The organism is Stygiolobus sp. RP850M (genome assembly GCF_037389295.1).
In the GTDB taxonomy this organism is placed as follows: Archaea; Thermoproteota; Thermoprotei_A; order Sulfolobales; family Sulfolobaceae; genus Stygiolobus.
The window spans coordinates 39,485-65,653 of record NZ_JBBHKU010000058.1; the positions used below are offsets into that span (position 1 = coordinate 39,485).

The following is a 26,169-nucleotide window of genomic DNA, read 5'->3' on the forward strand; positions in this document are numbered from 1 at the left end:
TAGATGCAATTCTCTCTCTACCTACCTTTAGTTATTCCTTCATTAATTATGGTATCATCATCTATTGTAGTCTTATTCCTTGATAACGGAGAGGAAAAGGGGTTCTTACGGTCAGTCTACCTTACTTTTGTTACCTTACTAGTCTCTCTTTTCGTATTCTTAGCATTTTTCTTGTTAAAGTACTATGATTATTCTCTGTTCTCTGACTCAGTATACTTGACTCCTTTTGGCTACTTCATAGTTATAACTTCTATACTTGCATCATTAATAGTGATAGCTGGAGGAGTTACAGAACTAAAGGATTGGGATAATAGAAGCTCATTCCTATCTCTGGTTACATTAACAAACCTTGGAGTAGTTTATTTAGCCTTTGCGTACAACGTATTGACGATATTTGCTTCTTGGGGTATAGCATCGGCAGCGACTTACGTGATAGCTATGCTTAAGAAGGACTACAACTCTACTGAAGCTGGAGTTAAATATCTTGTAATGGGCTTGCTCTCAAGCTCGCTCATGATAGTGGGTCTAGCGTTTTATGTGCTAGGGATAAATAACTTGTCTTTAGATGCGTCAATATCTTATTCGACACTGGTGATCTTAGGTATATTGTTCTTCTCAGTAGCTTTTCTATTCAAGATAGGGGCATTCCCGTTCCAAGGATGGTTACCTGACGTTTACTCAATGGCTGATAGAGTTTCAGTTGCTTTCGTCTCTAGTGTGGGTAAGATCGTTGGTATAGCTCCTCTAGTGGTCATTCTATATTACATACAGCCCATGAATTACCCAGTATCTTTAACCGTTTTTGCGATGTTTACTATTATTGCGGTAGCAAGCTTGGTTTTTGGAAACATTGCAGCCTTTTCGAGAAGGGATTTTGCGGCTATGTTATCTTACAGCAGTATAACCCAAGTAGGCTTTATGCTAATCCCGATAGCCATGTTCCCGTACGATGAGAGTGTGGGATTAGCGGGATTGATGATATATTTATTAGCGTATTCTATAGCTCAAGCAGGTCTATTCCTAGCTCTTTCACATGTGGAAAAAATTAGTGGAACTAGTAGCTATGATGGGTTCAGAGGAATTGCAGCTGTAGATAAGGCATTAGCCTTTGCAGTGTCAGTATTGCTACTGAGCTTACTAGGTTTACCACCTATTATAGGTTTTTGGGCTAAGCTTTTCGTGTTGGAATCTTCTTTCTCTCAGCCTTGGCTCACTCTAATTGGTTTCTTGAACAGTGCGATAGCTGCAGGTTACTATATACCGCCAATAAGGGAGATGTTTAGAGAGGGTAATTTCCAACGAGTCAGTTCTCCTGAGAGAAGTTCGGCATTAGTGGCGTCAATCTTAAGTATTATACTGGGAATAATAGCCCCATTGATTTTTGGGGTGTTAATTTGATAAGAGTAGCCCTTGTAGGTATAGGCAATGTAGCGAGTGCTTTACTACAGTCGCTCGAATGGGTTAAACAAGGCAAACCTATATACGGTGTTCTTACCTCACTTCCTTATAAACCAGAAGATATCGAAGTTGTTAAGGCTTTTGATATAGACAAGAGAAAAGTAGGGAAAAGACTATCGCAAGCTATTTTCGAAAAGCCGAATGTAGTGCCTAAACAAGTAGAGGTAACGAGCGACGTAATTGTTGTAAGGGGAGAGACGTTAGACGGTAAGGAAGGAGTACTTGAGAGGATAATAGAAGAGTCAGAGCTTCCCCCAGTAAACGTCTCAGAAGAGTTAAAGAAGGAGAAAGTAGATGTAGTAGTGAACTTGTTGCCAACCGGAGCACAGAAGGCTAGCGAATATTATGCACAACAGTCGTTAATGGCTTCCTCAGCGTTTATGAACGCTACTCCGTCTTCGATAGTTGAGAGCTTAGATAGAAAGTTTAAGGATTTACATATTCCTTTGCTGGGAGACGACCTATTAAGCCAAATAGGTGGGACAGCTTTACACACTGGAATTATTGAATTCCTTAAAAGCAGAGGTGTAAGGGTCACAAGAACTTATCAGATAGATATTTCAGGAACTACCGAGACGCTAGTCACACTTGAGGAATGGAGAAAGGATCTGAAGAAGGGAATAAAAAGTGAATATATATCTAAGCACTCGAACGGTGCTACCGTTATTGCAGGGACGTCAGACTACGTTGAGTTTCTAGGAGATAGAAGAGTGAGTTATATGGTTATAGAGGGGGAGTACTCCATAGGTATACCCGTAAGGGTTGACATATCTTTTAAGTCTTATGATTCTTTTAACGCTGTAACCCCTCTGATAGACTTGATAAGGATAGCGAAAGTATTAAAAGATAAAGGGATAGGAGGGGCTATCCCAGAAATATGTGGATATTACTTTAAAAAACCTCCAGTTATATATGATAGTACGGAAGAGTCAAGGAGATTAATGTTGGATTATTTGAGTAAAGTGATGACAGAACCCCGGCTTGATAGGTGATATAATCGTATGAGTACTGATAGTATTTTCCTAACCGTCTAGATCTCAACTACTTCTGCTTGGTTCAGTACTGCTCTTATATCTACGTTTAATTTATTCTCGCCTTCTAGTACTTCTCCCAGTCTAGCTCTTACTGTGTTCTTAGATGATATTATACAATATTCAGGCATTTTTGAGGAAAGTTCAAAAGTACCGATTTTCCTAGCTATCTCTACGATCTCCTCTTTATCCATACCTATTAAAGGTCTAAATATAGGCCTATTAATGCCAAACTCACTTACAAAGAGGTTTTTCATAGTCTGAGATGAGACTTGCGATAGAGATTCTCCGGTTGTAATGGAGTAAGCTCCCGATTTCTTTCCAAGTTCATCAGCCAGTTTATACATTAGTCTCTTTAGCATGATAACTCTTATGAACTTGTTTACGTTTGCTAAATAAATAGACAGTTTTATTCCGTCAACAAAATACACTTTTATTTTTTCTCCACCGCTCCATTCTCTCAAAACTTTCACTTCCTCTATTATAATCTTCTTTTGTATATCTCCTCCTAATATCACGTTTAATAACAAAGGCTTAGCACCCCTCTTCATCATCATCCATGTTGCTACTGGCGAGTCAATTCCTCCACTGAATAACACTATAGTTTTTCCTGTACTACCCACTGGAAAACCTCTAGGACCTTCTCGCTCATCTGAATAAAGATAAGCATTATTTTGTAGGATATCTATTCTAACAACTACATCTGGATTGTTAAGATCAACGCCAGAACTAAAGGGTAATAACTCCTTTCCAACTTCCTTGGCTACATCTAAACTAGTAAAGTTATGTTTACCGTTTCTTCTCACCCTTACCGCGAACTTTTTACCTTTAACTATTTCTTTAAACTTCTCACGCGTCACTACAGCTAATTCTTGTATATTAGAAAAGTTAACCTCATCGGCAGTATAGTAATAGGATATGCCAAAAACATGAGATAGTTTGTTTATATCTCCTTCCCCTTCTACAATAACGTAACCCTGATCAGCCTTCCAGTTTTTTACAGTGATGACAGAAGAAACATTAGCAATTAATTTTCTAAGGAAATATTTCCTCACATAGCTTGACTTAATCATGAGTTCTCCTGAAGGTCTTATGACTACGAATGTCATGATATATACTACATTTATTCCTCGATTTTTATTCCCATAAAGTCATCTTTAATTAATGATAAAATCTGTAAACGGGAAAATCTTGGTACTATCTGACGTTCATTACCCTTATTGTGATGAGAAGGAGGTCAAGAAAATAGTGGAAAAAGAAAAGCCTCAACTGCTAGTCTTATTAGGTGATATAGTAGTCAAGGAAGGAGTAGAATACAGAAATTTTCTGAGGGAGCTTAAAGCCGAAGAAGTAGTGTACATTAAAGGAGATGAAGACGTAATAGAAGGTGATACAGAATACTTAGATGTCGTTAATGGTAATAGGAAATTTGTGTTTTTTCACGGTCATCAAATTTTAAGTGAATCAACACAGTATTCGTTGGCTAAAATAATGAAAAAAGTCAATCACTATTTACCACCTTTAGGTTTCTGTACTTTAGCCCGCATGTTTAGGAGTAATTTTTCCGATTATTTTATATTAGGACATTCTCATGCCCTAGTGAACTTTAGAAAACTCAAGTGTGTAAACAGTGGGACTTTAAGTCTTGTAAGGAATCTTTATAACGACAGAGGATACGTTAAGGTCGTTAACGGCAGAGTTGAAATCGTTAGGTTATAACTTTTGTTCTAACAATGTTATACATTTAAACGTGGAAAGTAAATTATTTGTCCGTGGGCAAAAGAATTCAATACGAATTTGCTAAAGACGTAGAACTCCTAGCTACTAGAGTTAACGAAGTTGGTAAATTGGGTCTAGACTTAAGCAAAGTAGTATTAATCAGAAGTTGGAACTCTAAAAGTAATGCGATCGCCAGAGTACTTATGTTGCCTTCTCAATGGAGATTTGTGTTAAACTCCAACATCCTTTACGTAGTCGAAGTAATAGCCGAGAGATATGAAATGCTATCTTGTCAACAAAAAGTAGGTGTGATTCTTCATGAATTAACTCACTTACCTAAAAATATGAGTGGTGGTCTCAGAGGTCATAACTATAAGGAGTTCAAAGTCATAAAGCGAAAAAGTGAGAAAATTTCAAAGGAAATTTGTAAATAAAATTAAAGAGAGAGAAAAAAACTTATCAAATTTAATTTACCCTCAATATCCTACGGTAGACGAGTAGGTGCTAGAACTTATTGAACTCATACTACTTGTAGATGATGAAGATGATGAAACTGGCAATGTTAATATCCATGGCACGGGTCTGAAGAAAGTCAAGTTTACTACCACTCCATTACCATATAATATCGGATCTTGGAACACATATCCACTAGCTAACCATGTGTACATCTTAGCACCATTAGACGGTGTCATTATTATCGTTATCCATTGCTGTGTTGAGTAATCCTTTGTACCTACGTAGCCATTAATTGCATAGGCGAATGCCAAAACAGGAGTTCCACCATTGTAGTTTGGTACGTTGTTCAGCTGGTAGAATATTACTGAGAAGTTGTAAGTTGTTAGGTTCATAGGAGTTCCAGTGGAATTAGCAATTACATAAGATCCAGGCTTTATAACTGTAATTATGTTACCAGCTTGTATTACGCCGCCGTATTTTGCGTTAACTTCGTAAGTGTAGCTTGCTACTGGATTAAGACCGAATACTGGAGACGGTGTTATTGAGACTGGAGTTGGGGCTACCCCTACTGGTGTAGGTGAGGATTCGAATATCCAAATTACTGGTTTGAAGAACTGTATGTTAGCCATTATGTCTTGTCCATATATCCAATGGTCAGCGAACTTGTAACTACCTCCTACATAAGTGGTACCGTTAAATGTACCTCCGAACCATGTCCATGATGTCCAGTATGTATTACCTCCCATCACTATTGTGTAAGCTGGACTTGGCTTCATTGCGTTAGTAACTAAGCTCCAAACAGGTGATATTTGACCGTTAATAGCAAACGCAAATGCATATAAAGGCGTTAGATCTGTGCCATTGGGGGGATATACTCCAGTCATACTGAATATTATTAGTGAGAAGTTGTAAACACTAAAAGTCTTGTTCAGCTTCATATTATATGCATAAGTTCCAGGCTGGATTACAGCCATTATGTTTCCTGCTTGTAATACAGCACCTTGAGTTGCATTAACTGTTACGGTGTTTTCAGCTACTACGTTAAATGTTGCTGGACCTAATGGATAGTATACAGTATCAGATGGGATTGGAACCTCTTGTACGTTCCAAACCTGCCTCTCTATTTGCCATTCCGTAGCAGTAGAATTATAGACGTAGTAAGTGGTAACACTTATATGCATATCATAAATTGCTGGGAATCCCGGAACGCCTTCATTTAAGAATCCGAATATTACAGTATCATTGACTGTTAACGTTGCATTATTACCATTAGGTGATAAGTTAACTTGAACTGTAGGTGGGATTGCAACACCACTAGGTGTTAAGTCTTGTAGGTACTCAAGGGCGAAAATAAAGTTGTTATCCCATTGGTTAAAGAAGTTTACAATATTTGATAAGCCTGAATAAGTGCCGTTCTTAAGAGCTGGCGGTAGAACGCCATTAATCTGTAATATTGCATTAGGAGCAAAATACTTAGCTGTCACATTGCCAGGGAACTCAGCGCCTAAGGAGTTTACCTCCCATAGGTATTCCTCTAGAATCTGGTTTGCTTGCATTTCATGCTGGGATGGATATCCAGCTATTACAGTTGAAGGTGGAACTTCATTTCCATTCCAAATTAACTTTGTTATTAATAATTTTCCTCCTATGTTCTGTACAATTATAGTATTAGAAGCATTGAATACTTGCAGGTAAATAGGATCGCTAGTAGGTGCCACGAAATATTGTACTACATCAGTTACTTCATAAGTTCCGTTCGATAACATAGTTATTGTAGGTAAAGCTGTAGTGTAGAAGTAAACTGTTTCATAAGTACCGAAGAAGTCAGCTAACCATGTTGAGTTAAAGCTCATATAGTTGTAAGTTCCAGGGAATGGTTCTCCAATTATCGTAGCTGTAAAGTTAGGAGCTAAGAAAGGTAATACATCAGCAGGGTTCTCAATAGCTATTCCATCGTAGAATTGCATTACAGCAGCTAACGCGCCTCCCTCGGAAGGTGAAATAGTTATTGGTGCTGATGTAGCTGAAGTCTGTGTTACAGTTTGTGTTGAAGTTGCTGTAACAGTCTGAGTCGTTGTAACAGTGGATGTAACAGTTGAAGTAGCGGTTTTCTGCATAAGTGATGAGTACATTTGCTCTAACACAGAATAGTTGTGCGCTAACTGACTATAACTGCTTTGGAGAGCTGCTGAACTAGAACTAAGTGCTGATAGAGAAGATTCAGCATTTGAAAAATTGCTATTAGCTATTGAGTATTCATAAAAACCGAACGCAGCTGCTATTAATAATATTACGACTACTACACCGAAGACAATAGCTGAGCCTTTCGCCATTTTAATTCAAAAACACGTAACGAGAATAGGTTTATAAAGTTTTTACCAAATCATGTTAACCTTTAAATAAGTATAAAAGATAGTAATTTATCTACAATTACTATAGTTTCAATTCTGCTGTTTATTAACGTAAAGATTGGGCTGAATCCTTTCTCACGTTAACAGAGATCTTTTTATATCTGTTTATAACATTTTTTCGTTGCTATATGATGATCTCTCACACCGATGTGGGCTATGCCCAAAAGGGTGGGAGTGATTGCAGAGATGTGAGTCCCGTGCCGTTGGGCTCGAAGGAGTCCCATGACCCACCTACCGTTAAGTTTGGTAGGTGGCTGAGAGCTAAGTCCCTACACTCGATCATGAATGAACATAAAATAATTGAAATGAGAGTGTAGGGACAAACGGATATTTTAAGGCTAGTTAATCGTAGTGTATGAAAAAGTATAGAATGCTACACATTATTAGAATAACAAACTTAGATGAAAGTAAACTACTTTAATTACTCTCAGCTTCATCATTTATTCGTCTAGTTCTACTAGGAGGTCTATAAGTGAATGAATTTATGTTATTTTAATTTTCTCCAGACCAAAAATCTTTTTAACAGTTTCTCGTACGTTTTAAGACTCACATCAAGTATATAATCAAGAAATTTCTTTGCATAGTTCTTAGTATCTTCTTTTAACATAAACCGTCTCTCGTAAAAAACGTCATCTGCATTTAGGGAATTCTTATCAGTTATCTTCTTCGTAATACTGTTATGAGATTCCTTAACTTCCTCGGTTAATTGAGTTGTCTGGTTATCACCCTTTTCATAATCTATTTCTAATCAATCGATATTGGGGGTTAGATTTTATAGCTATAAAATCTGGAAATGAGAATAGGAGAGGATAAGGTCCTTTAAATTCTATTTGTTCCTCTTTTAGAACACTTACAGGGTCATTTATTCCGTACTCCTTAGACTGGGCTTCAATAGCTGAGAAAGTACGAGAAAAGAACGAGGATAGCTTAGATGAGGAAAACACTTGTTCAGATATTGTATAATATTCTATACTAACACTATAGTATTTTATCTTGAATTTTATGAGTTTAATCTTACTAAGGAAAACAGATAAGGAGTAGCCTACTGGATGAAGAAATGATTTATAGAATAGTAATTACTCTATTAATTCTAAATAGTCTTTCTCTTCATTATATCTTTATGACTCACTCGTCACTTATTTTGTACCAACGTATATGTAATTGCAAAGATTTCAAAATGTTAATCGGTATTATTATTCCCTCCTTAGACTTCATAACGGTTTCACAGCTGGAAAACTTATCGAAAAACATTAAAGTTTAAATTGATGTATTAAATAACGCGGTGCCGCGGTAGCTCAGTTGGCAGAGCGCCGGGCTGTTAAACCGGGTTCGGCATAGAAACCCGGTGGTCGGTGGTTCGAGTCCACCCCGCGGCGCCTTGTAGAAAATTCTATTTGTTGTTTCTATCTTTTTTAAAAAGTTAGTGTTTCCCTTCTTTCAAAATTCGAAGATTCTTGTGAACTTTTTGTGATATTTATAAAGTATAACAAGTACCACTATTCTACGGATTAAATTTATCTATATAATCTCTATCTGCATACAATCTTTATTAATCCTAGAATTAGTCTTAAAAATTAGGGTATAAGGTTTTTCACTAAGTATTAGTCATATATTAGGACTAGTTTATGTCCTCTTGCTAAATAGATTTTTACAAAAAATTCACAATAATCTTAATATATGGTCTATAGAAAAATAACCTGTGGTTTCCCAGTCAGAATGTTATTACCTCATATCCGTTGTTAATATAATATGCTACTCTGTCTCCCATTGGCTCGAGCCTTATTCCTATTTCGGTTAGTTTCTCTACTAACCCCTCATTCTTTGCAACACCAATACAAGCGGAATCTATCACTTTTTCCTCGAGCATTTTCTGAAACATTTCTTTAGTTTCTCCTTCGAGTTTCGTTAATCTTTTTTGGCTAGGCCCGAAGAAGGCTACTTTCACATCTTCATATCTCTTTTTAAAGTGACTGTTATATGCCATTCTCATTCCCATATCGAACTTTTGATCATCTGACATTATTAGGAAGAGTACTTTTGCCATATGGAATCTTTATAATTCGTCATTAAAATGTGTTAAGCAATAAAATCGTAAAATTGTATAGACCATACACTGGTGTAATTGCTCGCTAGAACTTATCTAACCATCTCCTCTTAGCCACCTTTATTGCCATTTTCCTACTCATCATCAGGTGGTACCTTGCCCTTAAATAGTATCTCCACTTACCTATATGATAGAGTCTTGATTTATAACCCACTTTGAAAACCTATCAACAACCGTATATAAAACTTTGTCACAAAATAGAAGTAAGGGAGTAAATGGTTAGGAGTAGAACATTTATAATAGTAATAGGGTTTGTGGTAATGTCATTTAACTCTCTTTATCAGTATGCCTGGAATGCACTCCTACCGTTATTTAAGTCTGGGCTTAATGCTTCCTTGGTAGAGATCGAGGTAGCTTTCACTCTATTTACAGTATTTTCTACGACCTTCCAGATTGTAGGGGGAGGTATTGCTGATTATAGGGGACCTAAAGGAATAGGTATTATCTCGGCTTTACTTTCGGCATTTGGTTTTTTGGGGACATCTTTTAGCTCTTCCATTTACGAATTTTACATGTTCTGGTCTCTCGGGAGTATCGGCGAAGGGATCCTTTACGGGATAGCAGCTAACCTAGCTGTCAAGTGGTTTCCTACGAGGAGAGGATTTGCAACGGGCTTTGTATCCTTGGGTTTCGGCTTAGGTTCAGCTATAGCAAATCCCTTTATTACTTCAGCCACAAACTTCAGGTTACCGACCCTTGAGATTGGACTCGTAGAGTTAATGATACTGCCCGTTTTATTATTCATAGTAGATTATCCCAAGAGAGTGAAGGGTGAAAAGCCAACTAAAGTGGTCAGAACACTCACATGGTGGTTGATATATGTCTCCTTTGCAACGTCAGCCGTGCCCCTAACTGTTCTCTCTTCCTCTCTTTCCGTACTTTCTCCTAAAGATCTCCTCGTTCTATTAGTTACAATCTTTCCCTTGCTCAGCGGTATTAGTAGACCTATTATCGGTTATATTTCGGACAAACTGGGCAGGGAGAGGACTACTTCTGCGGTACTTTTTGTAATGATTCTAGGTAGTGTTTTTTTCTTGTTTAATCTGGTAGTTCCTTCTGTATTATTAATAGGCTTTTTTGGAGGGTCTATGATAACTCTCTTCTTTGCTTTATCTGGTGATTTATTCGGGGAAAAATATTCTACTTCTAATAATGCTATTCTCTACACTGGAAAGGCTGTAGCTGGTTTATTAGGTAGTACTGTTTTCAGTTTGTTATTACTTTACGATCCTTTTTACGCCAGACTTTTTGTCCTTATTAATGCCGTAATCGGTTTCTTACTCGTTTTCTTAGTAACAAAGGGTAGTTCTTCTAAGGTTGTCAGCTAAGAAATGAAAGTGCTGTCTTTACCGCAATGTCTTCTTGTTCACTTATTATTTTATAGTAAAGAGACAGCCCCTTTATTACGTTTTCAATACCCCTTTTGAGGTCATGAGTTTCGCTCTCGACTGTCAAACATCCATTTTCATTCTCCTTGTATTGAAAGTCTTTAGTGAGATCGTTCACCAGATCAACACCTGGGAATGGTGTTAGACATAGTTCACTCGTGGTAGATACGGTGGAGTTTTTTAGTTCTAGCGGTAGCACGTACTTAACATTTCCGGGTTTTTCAAGAATTTCAGCTAACCTTTCGAGTTTTACATTTTCTAGATCTTTAAGTTTCTCTTTAGGAAAGTCATTACTCACAAGTATCACGTAGTTTCCTACTTGTTTGTAAATATATTTCCCTTCTATGCCGATGACGTAATACCATCCCTCTTCATTAACGTCCCCCATTATGTAATTTGAGATGGAGTTACGAAATTCAAGTAAGTTAGTGTAAATTTCAATTCGCGGCATTAAGATATTGTTTATTACTTTCAGATGTAAAGTCTTGTGTTGTATTTTATAATCTCTTTTTCCTCAGGTATAAAAAGATAAGTCTAGAAGTATATTCTAATTATCTTTAAACATTGTAAAAATGTTGAGTAGGTAGATAGTACAACTGATCACTTTAAAGTTTTATATAATGTATTTTTTTAGAAATTAATTTCGATTCACTTTTGAAGAGTTTATCTTTACAGAATTTAATTAAGGCTTTTTTGAAGGCTCTCCACATAGTTAAGTTTAATAGAGCTGTTGTAACGCGTGAAAAATGGAGAAATGACTCAAGAGAATAAGTCCTTATTTCTCAGGGAAAGCTCCGGGTTAGTTAGGGAAGTGAGCCCGTGGGCATCAATGTCAGCGACATTCGGTCTCGTAACCGGTGGAGTTCCAATCCTTATACTGTCGTGGCTCTTCACAGCCCCCGGGGCTAACTGGATACTTTCTTTTTTATTCATGTTACCCGCGACTCTGGGTACGGCTTTCCTATTCTATGTAGCTGGGGTTTCCATGCCTAGAGCCGGAGGAGATTACGTGTTTAACAGTAGGGCTGTTCATCCTGCTGTAGGCTTTGTCAATTATTGGGGTCTTTTCATAGGGTTCGCACTATCTTTAGGCTATTATAGCTATTTGGCAGCCCAGTGGTTTTCCTACTTGTTCTCTGGGATAGGTTTGGCTTATAACAATTCTTATTTTTTATCAATAGGAAATTTCTTAGGTACTACTCAAGCTGAGATCGCGCTGGGAACTACAGTAGTAATTATGTCCTCCTTATTGGGGGCATTTACGCGCTATCAGTGGAAGTTCGTACTTTATGGTGGAATAATATCGCTAATAACGTCAGTCATCATGTTTAGTGCTTTAGCTACTATTCACCCTTCAGACTTTGCTAATGCACTAGCACAGAATACCGGTATAGCGGACGCATATAATGAAGTGATAAATGACGCTATTTCTAACGGTTTATCATTTTATCCTACACTTTATGCTACTATGCTGGCAGGACCCGTGGTGTGGTACTATTATACATGGTATAACTTACCTGCGTCGTGGAGTGGTGAAATGAAAAAGCCTAAACAAAACGTGTTGTATGCAACTATAGTTTCGATCTTGATTATAGCAATTTACTATATTGTCTTTACTTATCTTAACTTAAATGCTTTCGGTTACAAGTTTCTAACCGCATGGAGCTATATAAGTAATAACGGGGTAAACGATACAGTATATAATACCTTACAGGGTATAGGTAACTTCACTCCTTATTTCGCGTTCATAACGACACATAGTTTACCCCTCTTCATTATTATGTTCATAGCCCTATGGTTACCTAATTTCTACAGCAACCCACCACTAGTTGTAGCGTTAGTCAGGTATTTGTTTGCGTGGTCTTTTGACCGCATAATGCCTGCATGGCTAGCAGACGTCAACGAAAATCTAAAGGCTCCAGTAAAGGCTACAATACTAGTGGGAATACTAGGTGAAATAGGAGTTTTACTATACGCATTTAATACTCCAATAGCGATTGTAGATACAACCGTCGTGTTCGAGATAGGATATGCTGTTTTCGCTCTCTCAATAGCTCTTATGCCCTTCTTAAGGGCTAATTTGTTCAGGAATACAGTAGTTTATAGAAAGACCATAGGTAAAGTGCCGATAGTTAGCATAGTAGGGTTCAGTGTGTTTGCGTTCCTAATATATATTCTTGCTATTACATGGGGTAATCCAGTTCTATTGTCGATAAACCCACCTACTCTAGCTTCGTTAGCGGTAATTTATGCTTCTGGTATTGCAATTTACACGATAGCCTACATTTATAATGAGAGAAAAGGAATAGATCTAAGTATATTGTTCAAAGAAATTCCTCCAGAGTAGTTTCCATCATTTAAGTGTTTTTTAAGTAAAACGTCTTGATTTTATACCAAAAAGTTTTATTGGATTACTTTTCTTAGTAGTTCTCTTTCATATATTGCACCTAATAGTTTACCCTCTCTATCTACTACGGCTATTACTGATGTCTACGTTTCTCTGAACCTTCGAAGCACATCTATCACCTTAGTTTGCTCGCTTACAATTTCCACATCTTCTAATCCTACATCGCAAACGTTTAATCTCTCGTAGTAAGCTGGATCAATTTCTAATAAAGTAGCCGTAGTGATTGCTGATATAGGTCTCATTCCCTCATTAACTACTACTAATGCTCTAACTCTCTTATCGTTCATTAAGTTTACTACTTGTCTCAAATTATCACCACATGTTATAAACACTTTTTCTTCTACTACCTCTTTTACTGGTATACCTAGATTCAATTTTTTCTTAGTCTCAGTTTTAGGTCTTCCGTACTTCAACCTAAATATGAGAGGGAAGAAGAGTGCAACGTAAGTTATAGTTAATGTTGTGAAAGAGTATTGAAATTGAGATATAAGTGTTGAAGACAATGCAGTGATCAGCAAGGAGACGTCAACTCCTCCTTTGACCGATGTTCCTATTCCGTTAAGTATTAAGTCTATGTTATGAACTTTCGCCATTAGAAAACCCGAGACGAACTTACTTGTGATGACGGCTAAGAACAAGGCTACCGATAAGAAGAGGAGTTGCGGAGTTATCCTGACAAAATATAGTCCTATACTCACGAAGAAAAGAGGCTCGAAAAAGCCGTAGGTAAAGGCATGTAATCTCTCTCTTAGATGAGGTCTGTCTGCAAAGTAGTCTCTGAGTAAAAAGCCCAAGAAAAGGGCGGCTATAGCCGAGTTGAATCCGTAAATGTCCGCAAAGAAACCTACGATAAGTATAATTGATATTATTGTTGCGAATTCTACTTCCCTAACTTTAAAATACCCCTCTACAGCTTCTAGTGTTTTCGCTATATACTTACCTGAGACGGTTATTAAGATTACAAGTAATACCGTGCCTATAAGCTGTAAGAGAGAAAGGTGGGTAATTATCGAGAACGTGAAGATCGATATGATCTCGTTTAGTACTGATTGGTTAAAGATCTTTATACCTAACTTTTCCTTCGCTATACCTATGTCTGTAAGTAGTCTTGTTAAAGGTCCTACACTAGTCATTACCAAAGGTATTACAATAACTAAATCAAACATCCCTAAATAATACAAGGTTAACGAGATCACTATTAATGGTATTATTATCTCTATTAGTGATGTTAGTAAGTCTTTTTTATCTACGTTAAATCTTTCACCTATTTCCTCAGCTCCTGCGAGGAAAAGTAAAAATACTATTCCTAACGATGCAATAAACGATACAATGTCGTTAAGTTTCACTAGGTTCAAAAGACCAGGGCCTAAGATAATTCCCATGAGTATTGGCCCTACAAATCTTACGAGGTTAAGTCTTCCAAATAGCTCTTCCATCAACTTAGCTGCTAGTAGCAATACGCCCAGATATAATAGACTGGTTACAGCGGTGTCCATAGCAAAGAACTTTTTATGCTTTACCGGTAAAAAGACTACCGATGTATGTATTTAAAGGAATTTCTGGTTACATCACGATCTTAGCCTTAATGATTCTTGAAGGGATAGGTTTTCCAATACCCAGTGAGGTTATAATGCCTTTGGTTGGCTATTTCTCGAAACATGGTTATCTCGATATAGTTGTAGGAGTATTAATAGGGACAATCGGAAGCCTAATGGGGTCTATTGTAGATTATTATTTGGCATTAAAGCTAGGGCCAAAATTCGTAAGGAAGTTTGGAAGATACGTTATGTTTGACGAGGAGAAGGAAAGACTACTTAACATATGGTTTCAAAAGTATGGTGTAGCGGCTGTGTTTGGTTTCAGGTTTATTCCTGAGTTTAGGGCGTTAATATCATTCCCGGCTGGATTGGCTGGGATGAATTTAGCAAAGTTTTTAATTTTCACATTTTTGGGTCATTTAATCTGGGATTCCTCGTTAGCTTATGCAGGTTTTGAGCTTTACCAACAAGTTGATTACGTAATCACGTTGGCCGAGAAGTTCTCAGAAGTGATACTTATAGTATTCATTATAGTAGTTGCAACCTATATTTTGTATAGACTTAAGTTCACTTCCCGTTCTTAATTCGCCAATAGGCTTGATCAAAAGCCTTATTTACTGTGTTAATCAAATCGTTAAGATTGTTTACGTTATTTAAGTTTATAATTACCGTAAAAACGTTTGTTCCTCCGTTTTTACTGGAAAAACTATCTTAGGAATTTGGTTCTCGTCTTTAAGGTAGTCCTTCAGGATATCCTTAGCTCTCTCCATAACTTTCTCTCCTTCCACATCAGCATTCACATTGACTTGTAATGGATAAACTAATCCCCCTTCAGTTCTCTCCAGCTTATAGAATACTGTGTTACCCAAAAAGGCTGAGTTAGGTATCTTTACTAGGTTCCCGTTAATAGTAAGAACCTCTGTAAAGAGTAGAGAGACTTTCTTTACCTCTCCTATAATGGGAGATCCCCAAATCCAAGAAATTAACGATACTGCATCACATGGGCTTAGAGTCCTGCTTGATGTAACTAAAACACCCGAAAGGAGATTTTGGGCTACTGTCTGAACCGCAAGGCCTATTACTATACCGCCTACAGCACCTCCCACCACGACACCTGTGAGGTTTACGTGAAGTGTCGTAAGTATAGGTAGAACTAATATAGTGTAGAACATTACATCTAAAGAGAATTTTATAATATTTGCTACCCCTCTTTCAAGTTTAGCAAGGAGTGTCATTGAAAGCAGTTGTTGAATCAACCTTATTACCAGATAACCTCCTATAGCAACAATAACAACGCTGATTCCAGTCTTTATGTCTGGCTCTATCTGAGATACGGTTGAAATAATTGACTTCGGTAGGTTTGGTATTAGTAAAGTTAAGATAACTCCCGTTAGATAGTAAAGTATTGCTAAAGCTACTAATATAACTAAAATTTTAATGAGCTGATTCCTCCATTGCATAAAAGTGGTTAGAGTCTACTACTAAAAAGATTAACTAGACTTAAGTCTTCTATATAATCTATAAAAAAATACTACAAGTGTTATTTGACCGAAGTCAAGAACCAATTCTGGTGGCGCTGCACCGTATTTTATATAAAAAAAGAAGGGAAGGATTATCATTTCTGGTTTCCAAATGGTATAGATTAAATAAAAATTCAGGTAATTTATTATGCTAAACGAAAGAGCAGAGGCATCGATTAATGAGTTAATCATCATGTTTTTAGATCCCCAGAACAGGACAGTGAAAACAATGAAGAACATAAGAAGGATAAAGCCGGAGAAAGACAAACCTACTGGAATTTGTAGGTCGTAATTAGGGAAATGCGTAGGTTCATCTATTGGTGCTAAAGGTCCAAAAGCTAGAGCTATGATTATAAATAATATTGTTAGTGCAATGACGTATGAATAATAATCGATAATTTTGCTAAAACTCATTCAATTTCCTCTTCTTTGAGTTTTAATAAAACTTTTCCTACCTCCTCCACTAGTTCCTTGAGGGTAACGTAAGCTTCTATAACCTTTTCTCTGTTATGCCCGTAGATCGCTAAATTGTTCATGGAAATACAATAGTGAGGGAAAAGTAAGCCGTAATCACCACAGAACCTTGTAAATTTTACTTCTATATTCTGGCTGAGTTTTAGTTCCCTGAACGGTATATCAACGTGGATTTTCACTTTTTTATCATAAGTTAACACTTCATGTTTCGCCTTTCCAGTTACGATATAAAGAGCCTTTAAGAGGTTTAGTTCTTCACTAGAGAATGGTAACTTAATTTCTATTTTGCGAAAAGTTAGAAGATCAGTGTTTATTGAGAAATCCGTAACTATACATTCTTTTATACTGTTAGTCCTTTTGATTGAGTTGTTTTCGACGTAGAGAACTTCTTCCTCTTTTTCGCCCTTAATTCCTGCTTTGTTACCTTTCGTAATACATATTTCTACTTTTTTCAATTATCTCTTTCAACCTCTCCCTAAATTTCTTGGGGGGTAATTTATTTTCAATTCCTTCAATTGCCATGCTTATTCCAATCTTTTCTTCCTCCATTTCAACTTGGTCAAGTAACCTCCTTAATAACCCCAAATCTACAGGTAAAAGAAAGTTAAACATATAAGGAGAAGTAAATTTTTCGATTCTTAATTCCCAATCGTTATTCAATGGTCTAGATAAGGAGTCATTGTCTAAGTGTACTACTTTAGCTTTTTTCATCACAACTGAATGGAATCCTAATTTTATTGCATTTACAGCAATATAAGACTCATTATAACTTCCTCTTAAGCTATAAGTTAGAACTCTTGTTTTCGAGTACACTTCTCTTTTAATGCTCATATTTACCCCCGCTATTGCAATACTTTTGCCGTAACCTTTCTCTCTGTCAACACTGAAACCTGTCTTTGTTAAATACGCTTTATATTCGGAGAAGGCAGGCGAATATTCATGCATGAAGTCTGTCTTTTTGAATCTCATGTATAAACTATTAGGATAATTGATCCATTTCTTTCCTATGATTTCACCTGAAATAACTCCTACGTCTCTATTACTCTCGTGGAATTCCACGTGCTCCATAACCCAGTTTTTGTCCGGAATTGCATCATCATCGGTAGTTAATAGTATTTTTCCTTCTGCATTTTCTAAAACTAAATTCAATCCTTCCTCAAAAAGTCCTTCTTTTTGTTTTAGAAACCTTATGTTAAGAACTTTTTCGTATTCTTCAAATTCACGTGTTAAGTTACCTTTATAGGTGATTAGAATATCGAAATCGTCTTCTGACTGCTGCATCAATGCCCTTAATGTTTTATGTAAAGATTTTCTTAACAAACTAGGAATTCCTACTGTTGCTTTAGCCATATCTTTTAAACTTAGTTTTCACAGTATTTATTTGTGAATACTAAATTACTGGCGATTCTTTTGATAATCTCCGTGCTGGCTAATGTTTACTTAGCTTATTTATTGTCTCACGTAATGCAGACTCAATACATAGGTTATGCTAGGAATATTTCTACTAATTCTTTTGCAAGTTCTTACTCTTCAATCAATTCTCATACATCATCTTTTACGCGTTCCGTAAAATTGGTCTTAACACATGATTCTAAAGTCACTTTCTCTCTAGTTAATAACGGTAACAATATAACTTATGCACTAGTAATAATAACATTAATACACGAAGGACATCATGAAGAAAAAGTAATAATCTTAACGATTCATAATGCATCTGTTACTATTGAGTTAGATAAAGGTGTTTATAAAGTGGAAGAGGAATTCAGTGTGGTTTATTCTGGGTACTTAAATATAAGTGAAATTAACGTTAGTATTAGTGTAAGTTCGATTGATGAAGAATAGGATACATTATTATACACGAGATAGAATTTTTATAAGATAGATTGATTCCTGATAAGTAAAGAATTACATATTATATTAAGTAAAAACTACAGAAAAATTATCAAAAATCATTGAGAAAGATGCGCTATTTACCTATTAATATGGGTAATAGGAAAATTGCAAACATTAAATTAAAGAATACAACAATTGTTATAATAGTATATAACTTATTTCTTTCTATAGCAAATTGGATAATTCCTAAGAGTACTCTGATCACGGGAGTTGCTATTAAGATCATTAGTCCTAAATATATATAACTAGAGGACGAAGGGTAGGTAACCCTAAAGGAATTTCGTATGGCATAAAAATGGAACTGTTAACTATTGAGTTAAGAGATGCTATCTGAGTTATGCTAAATCCGTTTGAACCTTGAAAAGTAAAAAGGAAGATTATGCCTAATACTATAAATATTGCACTTAGTACTACTCCTATTCTTAAAGCGTACCCTATAATGTCATTAAAATCCAAACCCCGTCCCTCTTATTATCATTTGTATTCCTAAAAATATCAGAATCGCTGTAAAGATATATCTTATGGATTTATTGGTAATTCTTACTAAAATTTTAGTTCCTATATAAGCTCCTATAAGAACTCCAATAGCTGTTCCAGCGGATAGGAAAGGCTGAATATACCCAAATAACCAGTAAATCGAGCTACCAGTAGCTGCTGTAACCCCTATCATAAAATTGCTAGTAGTGGTACTTACCTTCATAGGTAAGTTCATAGCCCAGTCCATACCCAGAACTTTTAACGCACCCGATCCTATTCCTAAAAGTCCTGAGATAAACCCTGCAAAAAACATTATTATTTCCCCAAGCCACCATCTTATTCCTATATATTCGACCTGCCTATTTAGGGCGGTGTCATAATATTTTCCGTATAATCCGAATACCTTAGTAGTCCAGTCCGGTTTTACGGCTTTGGGAAGTTCATATTTAGATTTAGATATCTGGACAAAAACTTGCGAGAGTAAGACTATACCGAAAACTATGTATATGATAAACTGTAAGTTGTGTGAGTAAATATAGGCTGTCGTTAGGGAACCCACAATAGAACCAGAAGTAGTTGCTATCTCTAATCCCATTCCTATTCTGATATTAGTGATTCTATCTTTAATGTATGCGCTAGCAGCACCGCTAGATGTTGCTATTGTGGAAATTAAGCTAGCTCCTGAAGCATAAACTATAGGAATTCCCATGTATAAGGTATAAATAGGGACAAGAAATGTTGCTCCACCTAGGCCGGTTAATGCACCAAGAATACCAGAAAGAGCACTTATAATTACTATCGTAATAAAAAACTGTAATGGCTCTAACATACTTTAATACTCTAATCTATTGGTTTTAAGATTGTCACCTCTTATTTATATTAACACTCTTTAATTAAAATCTTATAAAAATTACAGTTTGGAATTTTAATAAAATAACGATCATAGTGACGCTTTTATGAAAATTAAGAAAAAATTTTAATTCACTAATAGGAATGTGAGTTATCGAAATGTTAGTTGAGTTATTTTTGGTTTTGCTATTCTTATCAGCGATAGTCGCAGGGTTACTAGGGAGTTTGACAGGTTTGGGTGGAGGAGTAGTATTAACGCCAATATTAGTTCTATTTTTAGGCGTTCCAGTGCCTTACGCAGTAGGAACAAGCCTAATTTCTACAATATCTACTTCAGCCTCTTCAGGATCTAGATATCTAAATGCTGGAATAGCTAATATGAGGATTGCTATATCTCTAGAAATAGCTACAACTGCTGGTGCTATAACTGGTTCATTCCTAGAATTTTTAGTTGAAAAGTATAAGTTATTTACAGTTTTGGACATAATATTCGGTATAGTATTAATATTTTCAACTATACCTAATTTTATAAGAATGTCTAGTGAGGTTCCAGCATATGTAAGTCCAGACGGATTATCAAAATTAATGAAGTTACAAGGAGAGTATTACGACGAAGCTTTAAGACAAAAGATCCGTTATCATGGAGTAAGATATCATGTTGGGCTAGCTGGAATGTATATCGCTGGACTCGTTTCAGGATTATTAGGTATAGGCTCTGGTGCATTAAAAGTATTAGCTATGGATTTTGGAATGAACCTACCTTTTAAAGTAAGTACCGCTACTAGCAGTTTTATGATTGGTGTAACAGCGGCAACTAGCTCAGGAGTATATTGGGCACTAGGTCTCATAGATCCAATAATAATCGCGGCTACCGTTCCTGGTGTATTTTTGGGTTCTTCGTTAGGAGCAAGGTATTTAAACAGATTTTTGAGTAGAAGGTTAAGGCAAATATTTACTTTAGTACTAGTGGCTCTTGGAATCCAGCTAATTTTGAGGGGGCTTGGTATTTTTGGATGAAAGGAAGGTCATAAGTTCAACACTTAGATACGGGGTTATTATATCTTCTATACTAATTGTAGGCGGAATGCTAATTTTCGTTGCGTTGCACAATAACTCCTCTGTTAACATATACGCATATAATACATCAAATATTAATGATATCTTTAACCTTAACAATCCTTTGAATATTTCTCTTTACGGTCTAATTATATTAATCTCCTTGCCTGTTCTAATAGTCGGAGAACAAATAATAATATATTCTACGGAGAGAGATAAGATCTATATAATTATTAGTTTAGTAGTTTTGTCGTTATTGATCTTTGCGATAATTATAATGCCTAGATTGTTGCATTAAGATAGGTTTTTCTTCCTTCTACTTCCCTATTTTATGTTAAATTTAATTCCTTAGTCGTTTTATTATAACGTGTGAAACTACTGGGCTTAGTAACGCTTCTCTCATTTTTGATAACTCTATCTATGTTATCTACTGGAGTCTCCTCTTCAGTCGCTGAAACAATATTTTATAACGGGACTGTAATAATAAGGACTTATAATCAATCAGTAGTATATCTTCCATTGCAAAACATAACTAGATTACAGGCTAGTTCTCATTTCATATTGCAGAATAATAAGGTTCTTCTAGCTAATCCCAATTCTGTTCTAACTTATCAAGCTAAAATTAACGGAGTAATAAAGATTTCACAACCTTATAACTCCTCAATTTGTATTATACTACTTTATCAGACTCAGTTACTATACTTGTATCCAGCCCCAATATCATCTACCATAACACAAAGCGGCTTTCTAAATCTTACTTTCTATGGTTCAAATATAACTATAGTGTTTTCACCTTCTGTTTCAACTTTAAAGTATAATCAAAATACAAACGGGCTTTTTATTATGTTAGTAGTATTACTGATAATTAGCGTAACTTCCACAATAACACTTGCTTACTTATTACTCAAAAATTTTAGAAAAGAAAAAGTCCAGGAAAATCTAGATAGTGTGGAAGTTGAAATAGATAATAATAATCTAGATGAAAGAGACAAAATAGTTCTAGAAGCAATAAGACAAGGGGCAGATACTCTAGCTAAAATTAGTAAGATAACGGGCCTGCCTAGAACTACGGCCTATAGGAGGGTTAAGAAACTGATAAGTCTTGGATACGTTGAGGAAATAAGAGAGAGGAATAAAATCAGATACGTTGCAAATAAAAATGTAGGTGAGAATGATAATAATATATGAAAATAATCCAACTCGTAAATCGAAGACCAGTCACAGCTAATTCCGAAATAAGCATCAAACAAGCCGCAGAGATAATGAAAAGGGAAAGCGTAGGTTCAATAGTAATTACTGACAAAGATTATAATCCAATAGGTATAGTGACAGAGAGGGACATAATTTATGCAATAGCTGACGGGATTCCTCTAGAATCTTCAATAGACCAGATAATGAGCCAAAACCCCGTTACTGTTGATGGTGATGCTGACATAAGCGAAGCTGTGGCACTAATGAGTTCAAGAGGAATTAGGCATCTCGTAGTCCTAAATAAAGAAGGTAAAGTAGTAGGTGTGATTTCTATAAAGGACGTCGTTAAAGCTGTAGGTAGCATAGCACTTGATCTAGCCTTTTGGTAATTAGAACTATTTTTAATTAAAAATAAACTTTAACTAGAAAGGTTTTTATATTCAGAATAACTAATAATTAATAGCTATGGTAAACCTAAAAGGTACTAAAACAGCTGAAAACCTTAAACACGGCTTTATGGGAGAGTCGATGGCTAACAGACGATATCTCTACTTCGCCAAGAGAGCGGATGAAGAAGGCTATCCAGAAATAGCTCAGTTATTAAGGAGTATTGCCGAGGGAGAAACAGCCCACGCTTTCGGTCACCTAGACTTCATAAGACAAGGAGGGTTAACAGATCCAGCTACTGACAAGCCCATAGGAACTTTAGAGGAGATGTTAGAATCTGCAATCGCTGGAGAAACTTACGAGTTTACCCAGATGTATCCTGGTTTTGCTAAGGTAGCGAGGGAAGAGGGATTCAATGAAGTAGCCGAGTGGTTTGAGACCCTTGCGAGAGCAGAGAAAAGCCATGCTGAAAAATTCCAGAACGTACTTAAGATATTAAAGGGAGAGCAATGAAACTGGTGTTGAACCCAGAAGACAAGTCTTTTTTTGATACTTCTTTAATCACATCAGAGTTTGTGAGACAAGCCTCTATTTGTCACGGGTGTAGGCTTTGCTTTAACTACTGTTACGCCTTTCCGAAACTTTTTAAGCTAACCGACTCCAAGGGACCCAAAAACCTGACATATGAGGATGCCGTTGATATTGCGTCGGACTGTTTCCATTGTAAAATGTGCTATACAAACTGTCCTTACACACCACCACATGAGTTTGAAATGGACTTTGCCGACTTGATGGAATGGGTTTGGTTAAGTTATAAGGGCAGAAAGCCGTTAACGCTCAGGGAATTTTTAAACGAGATGCTCGACTATACTAAGATAGGTAGAGGCTTCATTGTTAAGATGTATCCGCACAGTAGGAGGCTTATGGGAATAAGTGATGACGCACCGATGCCGGAGATGAAAAAGGAGTTATTTACTTTCATAGCAAAACCCGTGAAGGTTGAAAAACCGATAAAGAAGGTAGCCCTTTTCCACACTTGTTTAGTGGACAACTTTAACCACGAGGTCGGCGAAGCATTGCTTGAGGTTTACGGAAATCTGGGAATAGAAGTAAAGATAGTCAAGGAGTTCAAATGCTGCGGAGCACCTATGCTAGATGTAGGTGACGTGAAGAGGCTAAAGGAGAATGCCGAACATAATTATGCGTTAATGCAAAAACTTGTCAGTGAAGGCTACGATATAGTGTCCCCTATCCCAACTTGTACGTTAATGCTATCCAAGGAATACCCGTTAATACTAGGTAAGGATGAGATAAAGGTGTATGACTCGCTAGAGTATTTATTAAAGCTGGAACGTGAGGGAAAAATACAAGTAAGAGGGAAATTCCCTAAGTCTGTTTTCTACCATCCGCCGTGTCACTTGAAATATCTGAAAGTGGGTTATAGTGGGGTGAATTTAGTAAGGAGAATGGGAGCCAAGATAGAGATCTCAGACAAGGGTTGCTCTGGAATAGATGGGGGATGGGGATTGAGAAATTATGAGAAAGCTAAAAATGTAGGGAGTAAAATGATGACTGCATTTAAGGAGAGTAAGGCTGAAGTATTTATGACCGAGTGCCCACTAGCTGGACTTCAAATTACTAAAGCGAGCGGAAGAAGACCCCTTCACCCATTAGAAGTTATAAGGGAGGCTATGAAAAATGGGTAAAATAACTCTTCATGATATAATTCCTTGGAACGAATACGCAAAGATCAGAATGGAGAGGGTTAAATTCATAGTTAAGGTAAAAAGTAGAAGAAGGATAGATTTAGGAAATAGGTTGACACTTCTTTTCGAGAACAGAGACACTGTACTACAACAAGTTCAAGAGATGGTGTATCTTGACAGGCTGGAGAAGAAAGAAGATATCGAGAGAGAAATAAAGATTTACAGTGATTTACTGCCTTGCGGAGGTAAAATAAAGGCTACTCTTTATATTAACGCCTTTGACCAAGAAGACTTGTTGAAGGTCTTTAAGGAGCTAAAGGGGATATATAACTCAGTGTTTCTGAAAGTAGGTGATAAATTAATTCAAGGAATGCCGGAAGCCGGTAGAGAGCAAGGTGAGGCTTTTAGTACGGTACAGTACTTAACTTTCGATTTAGAAGGGGCTAAAAGCGACGATATAGAGGTTCATGTAATTCACGAAAACTACCGTGTATCGAAGAAGTTAGATGTGGATTTGGCTAGAGAACTTATCAAAGAGGCTTACGAGGAATGTTAAAATATTTTTATAATCTCGATTATTGAAAGGCATTGGTTTAAATAAAATTTAATAATACTTATGTGTAATCTAAACTATTTTTAACTTCTACTTGTCAACATTTATATACTATTCTGAGAGAAAGGTGATTTATGAAATACGTAGTAGCTTATGACGGATCTGAGTATTCAAAAAAAGCAATATTATTTTTACCTAAAATATTAAAGAAGGAAGACGAGGTCTATTTAGTGACAGTAGTTAAAGAACCTCCTAGATCTCCAGAGCAGAAAATAATTGAGGAACGAAGTAAGGCGGAAGAAGCACAGAAGGAGGTTATGAAGGAATTATCCGATTTTAAAGTAAAGGCAGATATATTAGAAAGTTTAGACGTCCCAGATGCAATAATAGAATACTGCAGTAAAATAGGGTGTGATATTATAGTTACCGCTAGTAGGGGGTTGACTGGATTAAAGAGGATAGTTCTAGGTAGCGTTTCTCAAGCTATTTTAAATAAATCTCACGTACCGGTACTGGTAATAAAGTAGTCCTCAGTCGATAAATAATATATTAAACAATATAATTTTTTATATTGTTAAACGTAAAACATTCTTTATATGGATATTCAAATTAGAACACATACGGCATTGCATATAGTGAAGGGTGCTTTGAGAAAGGTTTTGGGAACTAAGTGGACGGCAAGCACTTACGCTAACGGTAACCACGGCAGGATAACAGTCGTGTCCGAAAGAAAGCCCACAGATGAAGAAATGGAAAAGGTTTTCCAGTTGGCAAATTTCAAGGTAAATGAAAACATTCCAATAATCATAGAGGAATTATCTCGAGAAGAAGCTGAAAGGAAATATGGTGACGAGATCTACGATCTCTTCCCTGTTCCATCAGAGGTTAAAATACTAAAAATAGTCATTATCCCACCTGACTGGAATATAAACGCATGTAACAAAGAACACACTAAGTCCACTGGAGAGATAGGTAAGATCATAGGAGATAAGTGGAGGTACAGAAATACAAAAAAGTTGTTGGAGGTATCTTTTGACATAGAGTAATGAGTAATTGTCCTAAGTTTATAGTTCTTCAAAGTTAGGGTTTCCGTAAGAGATTTTAGCGTGTAGATAATTTACTAAATTTTAAATACTATATAAAATATATAGTTGACAATAGGCTATATTTTCAAATATAAACTACTAAGGTAAATATTATACAGCAGTTATGGGAATCTTAGGGAGGTAATACCAAGAAGTCGGTATTAGCGAGAAGTTTTTAATTTTAGACGTCTTCATACTGAAAAGATGTCAAACCGGAAGGGACAGGTCGAACTGGCTAAGGAGAGGCTGGTCAAGGCGGTCAACCAAGTTCTGGGCGTGGTCAGGAGGAACGGGAGGAGCAGGAAGGTCGGGTTGGCGCTAGTCCTCATGACCCTGCTAGGTGGGAGGGCCAGCGTGAAGAATGCTGCTGAGACGTTCGGGTTAGACTACGCAAACCTGCTAGAGGCGTTGGGAGAACTCGAAGACGCGTGGAAGGACTACTTGAAGGTCCTGTCGGGGCTGGTGA

Annotated in this window: 29 protein-coding genes, 1 tRNA gene and 2 pseudogenes; 20 read left to right on the forward strand and 12 right to left on the reverse strand. The window is 36.5% G+C overall.

Going from position 1 to position 26,169, the window contains the following annotated elements; genetic code table 11:
• Positions 1-3: 3 nt before the first annotated feature.
• Both nuoN and WIW52_RS07580 read left to right on the forward strand, forming a co-directional pair.
• Positions 4-1,398, forward strand: a complete 1,395-nt coding sequence (gene nuoN, locus WIW52_RS07575) for an NADH-quinone oxidoreductase subunit NuoN (RefSeq protein WP_337709646.1) — start codon at positions 4-6, stop codon at positions 1,396-1,398.
• Complete coding sequence (locus WIW52_RS07580) at positions 1,395-2,450, forward strand: inositol-3-phosphate synthase (protein WP_337709647.1); 1,056 nt, start codon at positions 1,395-1,397, stop codon at positions 2,448-2,450. The genes nuoN and WIW52_RS07580 overlap by 4 nt, the downstream gene beginning before the upstream one ends.
• Positions 2,451-2,488: 38 nt before the next feature.
• Here the strand turns inward: WIW52_RS07580 and thiI are convergent, their stop codons facing one another.
• Positions 2,489-3,598 carry a tRNA uracil 4-sulfurtransferase ThiI gene (thiI, locus tag WIW52_RS07585; RefSeq protein WP_337709648.1) on the reverse strand — a complete coding sequence of 370 codons (1,110 nt, stop codon included), beginning with the start codon at positions 3,596-3,598 and terminating at the stop codon, positions 2,489-2,491.
• 55 nt (positions 3,599-3,653) lie between these two features.
• Here thiI and WIW52_RS07590 point away from each other — a divergent pair, with 55 nt between their 5' ends.
• Together WIW52_RS07590 and WIW52_RS07595 are read left to right on the forward strand one after the other, a co-directional pair.
• Positions 3,654-4,208 (forward strand): metallophosphoesterase family protein, encoded by a 555-nt coding sequence (locus WIW52_RS07590; protein ID WP_337709649.1) that lies wholly within the window; start codon positions 3,654-3,656, stop codon positions 4,206-4,208.
• Positions 4,209-4,261: 53 nt separating this feature from the next.
• The gene (locus WIW52_RS07595) at positions 4,262-4,642 is read left to right on the forward strand and encodes a putative metallopeptidase (protein ID WP_337709650.1); all 381 of its coding nucleotides are present in this window, start codon (positions 4,262-4,264) and stop codon (positions 4,640-4,642) included.
• A gap of 42 nt (positions 4,643-4,684) precedes the next feature.
• On the opposite strand, the gene WIW52_RS07600 is transcribed toward WIW52_RS07595, so the two are convergent.
• Positions 4,685-6,997, reverse strand: a complete 2,313-nt coding sequence (locus WIW52_RS07600; RefSeq protein WP_337709652.1) for a hypothetical protein — start codon at positions 6,995-6,997, stop codon at positions 4,685-4,687.
• A gap of 209 nt (positions 6,998-7,206) precedes the next feature.
• On the opposite strand from WIW52_RS07600, the gene WIW52_RS07605 reads away from it, so the two are divergent.
• Both WIW52_RS07605 and WIW52_RS07610 read left to right on the forward strand, forming a co-directional pair.
• Positions 7,207-7,392 carry a hypothetical protein gene (locus WIW52_RS07605; RefSeq protein ID WP_337700518.1) on the forward strand — a complete coding sequence of 62 codons (186 nt, stop codon included), beginning with the start codon at positions 7,207-7,209 and terminating at the stop codon, positions 7,390-7,392.
• Positions 7,393-8,359: 967 nt separating this feature from the next.
• A tRNA-Asn gene (locus tag WIW52_RS07610) sits at positions 8,360-8,451 on the forward strand.
• 335 nt (positions 8,452-8,786) lie between these two features.
• On the opposite strand, the gene WIW52_RS07615 is transcribed toward WIW52_RS07610, so the two are convergent.
• The gene (locus tag WIW52_RS07615; protein ID WP_337709654.1) at positions 8,787-9,119 is read right to left on the reverse strand and encodes a hypothetical protein; all 333 of its coding nucleotides are present in this window, start codon (positions 9,117-9,119) and stop codon (positions 8,787-8,789) included.
• Positions 9,120-9,204: 85 nt separating this feature from the next.
• Positions 9,205-9,333 (reverse strand): hypothetical protein, encoded by a 129-nt coding sequence (locus WIW52_RS07620; RefSeq protein ID WP_337700083.1) that lies wholly within the window; start codon positions 9,331-9,333, stop codon positions 9,205-9,207.
• Between the two features lie 61 nt (positions 9,334-9,394).
• Between WIW52_RS07620 and WIW52_RS07625 the strand changes: the two genes are divergently transcribed.
• Positions 9,395-10,507: an MFS transporter gene (locus tag WIW52_RS07625; RefSeq protein WP_337709656.1), complete on the forward strand. Its 1,113-nt coding sequence runs from the start codon at positions 9,395-9,397 to the stop codon at positions 10,505-10,507.
• Here WIW52_RS07625 and WIW52_RS07630 read toward each other — a convergent pair.
• Positions 10,500-11,018: a hypothetical protein gene (locus tag WIW52_RS07630; protein WP_337700086.1), complete on the reverse strand. Its 519-nt coding sequence runs from the start codon at positions 11,016-11,018 to the stop codon at positions 10,500-10,502. The two genes, WIW52_RS07625 and WIW52_RS07630, sit on opposite strands and share 8 nt — an antisense overlap.
• Before the next feature lie 303 nt (positions 11,019-11,321).
• On the opposite strand from WIW52_RS07630, the gene WIW52_RS07635 reads away from it, so the two are divergent.
• The gene (locus WIW52_RS07635) at positions 11,322-12,914 is read left to right on the forward strand and encodes an APC family permease (RefSeq protein WP_337709681.1); all 1,593 of its coding nucleotides are present in this window, start codon (positions 11,322-11,324) and stop codon (positions 12,912-12,914) included.
• Positions 12,915-13,057: 143 nt separating this feature from the next.
• Here the strand turns inward: WIW52_RS07635 and WIW52_RS07640 are convergent, their stop codons facing one another.
• Positions 13,058-14,470: a cation:proton antiporter domain-containing protein gene (locus WIW52_RS07640; protein ID WP_337709658.1), complete on the reverse strand. Its 1,413-nt coding sequence runs from the start codon at positions 14,468-14,470 to the stop codon at positions 13,058-13,060.
• Between the two features lie 41 nt (positions 14,471-14,511).
• Between WIW52_RS07640 and WIW52_RS07645 the strand changes: the two genes are divergently transcribed.
• Positions 14,512-15,096, forward strand: a complete 585-nt coding sequence (locus tag WIW52_RS07645; RefSeq protein WP_337709660.1) for a DedA family protein — start codon at positions 14,512-14,514, stop codon at positions 15,094-15,096.
• Positions 15,097-15,177: 81 nt separating this feature from the next.
• Here WIW52_RS07645 and WIW52_RS07650 read toward each other — a convergent pair whose 3' ends face one another.
• The 4 genes from WIW52_RS07650 to WIW52_RS07665 are packed head-to-tail and all read right to left on the reverse strand — an operon-like array spanning position 15,178 to position 17,856.
• Positions 15,178-15,972: a mechanosensitive ion channel family protein gene (locus WIW52_RS07650; RefSeq protein ID WP_337709662.1), complete on the reverse strand. Its 795-nt coding sequence runs from the start codon at positions 15,970-15,972 to the stop codon at positions 15,178-15,180.
• 30 nt (positions 15,973-16,002) lie between these two features.
• Positions 16,003-16,446: a hypothetical protein gene (locus WIW52_RS07655; RefSeq protein ID WP_337700094.1), complete on the reverse strand. Its 444-nt coding sequence runs from the start codon at positions 16,444-16,446 to the stop codon at positions 16,003-16,005.
• The gene (locus WIW52_RS07660) at positions 16,443-16,961 is read right to left on the reverse strand and encodes a hypothetical protein (protein ID WP_337709664.1); all 519 of its coding nucleotides are present in this window, start codon (positions 16,959-16,961) and stop codon (positions 16,443-16,445) included. Before WIW52_RS07660 ends, WIW52_RS07655 begins: the two co-directional genes overlap by 4 nt.
• The gene (locus WIW52_RS07665) at positions 16,927-17,856 is read right to left on the reverse strand and encodes a glycosyltransferase (protein WP_337709666.1); all 930 of its coding nucleotides are present in this window, start codon (positions 17,854-17,856) and stop codon (positions 16,927-16,929) included. Before WIW52_RS07665 ends, WIW52_RS07660 begins: the two co-directional genes overlap by 35 nt.
• Before the next feature lie 33 nt (positions 17,857-17,889).
• On the opposite strand from WIW52_RS07665, the gene WIW52_RS07670 reads away from it, so the two are divergent.
• The gene (locus tag WIW52_RS07670) at positions 17,890-18,348 is read left to right on the forward strand and encodes a hypothetical protein (RefSeq protein ID WP_337709668.1); all 459 of its coding nucleotides are present in this window, start codon (positions 17,890-17,892) and stop codon (positions 18,346-18,348) included.
• A 124-nt stretch (positions 18,349-18,472) separates the two neighbouring features.
• Here the strand turns inward: WIW52_RS07670 and WIW52_RS07675 are convergent.
• Positions 18,473-18,855: pseudogene (locus tag WIW52_RS07675) on the reverse strand (DUF1634 domain-containing protein).
• Positions 18,845-19,705 carry a sulfite exporter TauE/SafE family protein gene (locus tag WIW52_RS07680; protein WP_337709670.1) on the reverse strand — a complete coding sequence of 287 codons (861 nt, stop codon included), beginning with the start codon at positions 19,703-19,705 and terminating at the stop codon, positions 18,845-18,847. Before WIW52_RS07680 ends, WIW52_RS07675 begins: the two are co-directional and overlap by 11 nt.
• A gap of 179 nt (positions 19,706-19,884) precedes the next feature.
• Here WIW52_RS07680 and WIW52_RS07685 point away from each other — a divergent pair, with 179 nt between their 5' ends.
• The 10 genes and pseudogenes from WIW52_RS07685 to WIW52_RS07730 form a co-directional block, all read left to right on the forward strand.
• On the forward strand, positions 19,885-20,742 hold the full coding sequence (locus tag WIW52_RS07685; RefSeq protein ID WP_337709672.1) for a sulfite exporter TauE/SafE family protein: 858 nt from the start codon (positions 19,885-19,887) through the stop codon (positions 20,740-20,742).
• A complete protein-coding gene (locus WIW52_RS07690) occupies positions 20,735-21,079 on the forward strand; it encodes a DUF1634 domain-containing protein (RefSeq protein ID WP_337709673.1) in 345 nt (114 codons plus the stop codon). The genes WIW52_RS07685 and WIW52_RS07690 overlap by 8 nt, the downstream gene beginning before the upstream one ends.
• A 71-nt stretch (positions 21,080-21,150) precedes the next feature.
• On the forward strand, positions 21,151-21,969 hold the full coding sequence (locus WIW52_RS07695; protein WP_337709675.1) for a helix-turn-helix transcriptional regulator: 819 nt from the start codon (positions 21,151-21,153) through the stop codon (positions 21,967-21,969).
• The gene (locus WIW52_RS07700) at positions 21,966-22,361 is read left to right on the forward strand and encodes a CBS domain-containing protein (RefSeq protein ID WP_337709676.1); all 396 of its coding nucleotides are present in this window, start codon (positions 21,966-21,968) and stop codon (positions 22,359-22,361) included. Before WIW52_RS07695 ends, WIW52_RS07700 begins: the two co-directional genes overlap by 4 nt.
• A gap of 76 nt (positions 22,362-22,437) precedes the next feature.
• A complete protein-coding gene (locus tag WIW52_RS07705; RefSeq protein ID WP_337700114.1) occupies positions 22,438-22,872 on the forward strand; it encodes a rubrerythrin family protein in 435 nt (144 codons plus the stop codon).
• Positions 22,869-24,065, forward strand: coding sequence for a heterodisulfide reductase-related iron-sulfur binding cluster (locus tag WIW52_RS07710; RefSeq protein ID WP_337700116.1), 1,197 nt, complete (start codon positions 22,869-22,871; stop codon positions 24,063-24,065). Before WIW52_RS07705 ends, WIW52_RS07710 begins: the two co-directional genes overlap by 4 nt.
• Positions 24,058-24,621 (forward strand): DUF3501 family protein, encoded by a 564-nt coding sequence (locus WIW52_RS07715; RefSeq protein ID WP_337709678.1) that lies wholly within the window; start codon positions 24,058-24,060, stop codon positions 24,619-24,621. The genes WIW52_RS07710 and WIW52_RS07715 overlap by 8 nt, the downstream gene beginning before the upstream one ends.
• A 131-nt stretch (positions 24,622-24,752) precedes the next feature.
• Positions 24,753-25,145, forward strand: coding sequence for a universal stress protein (locus WIW52_RS07720; protein ID WP_337709679.1), 393 nt, complete (start codon positions 24,753-24,755; stop codon positions 25,143-25,145).
• Between the two features lie 69 nt (positions 25,146-25,214).
• Entirely contained in the window at positions 25,215-25,664 is a 450-nt protein-coding gene (locus WIW52_RS07725) for an alanyl-tRNA editing protein (protein WP_337700122.1), read from the forward strand.
• 243 nt (positions 25,665-25,907) lie between these two features.
• A pseudogene (locus WIW52_RS07730) lies at positions 25,908-26,169 on the forward strand (IS701 family transposase); the annotation flags it as partial.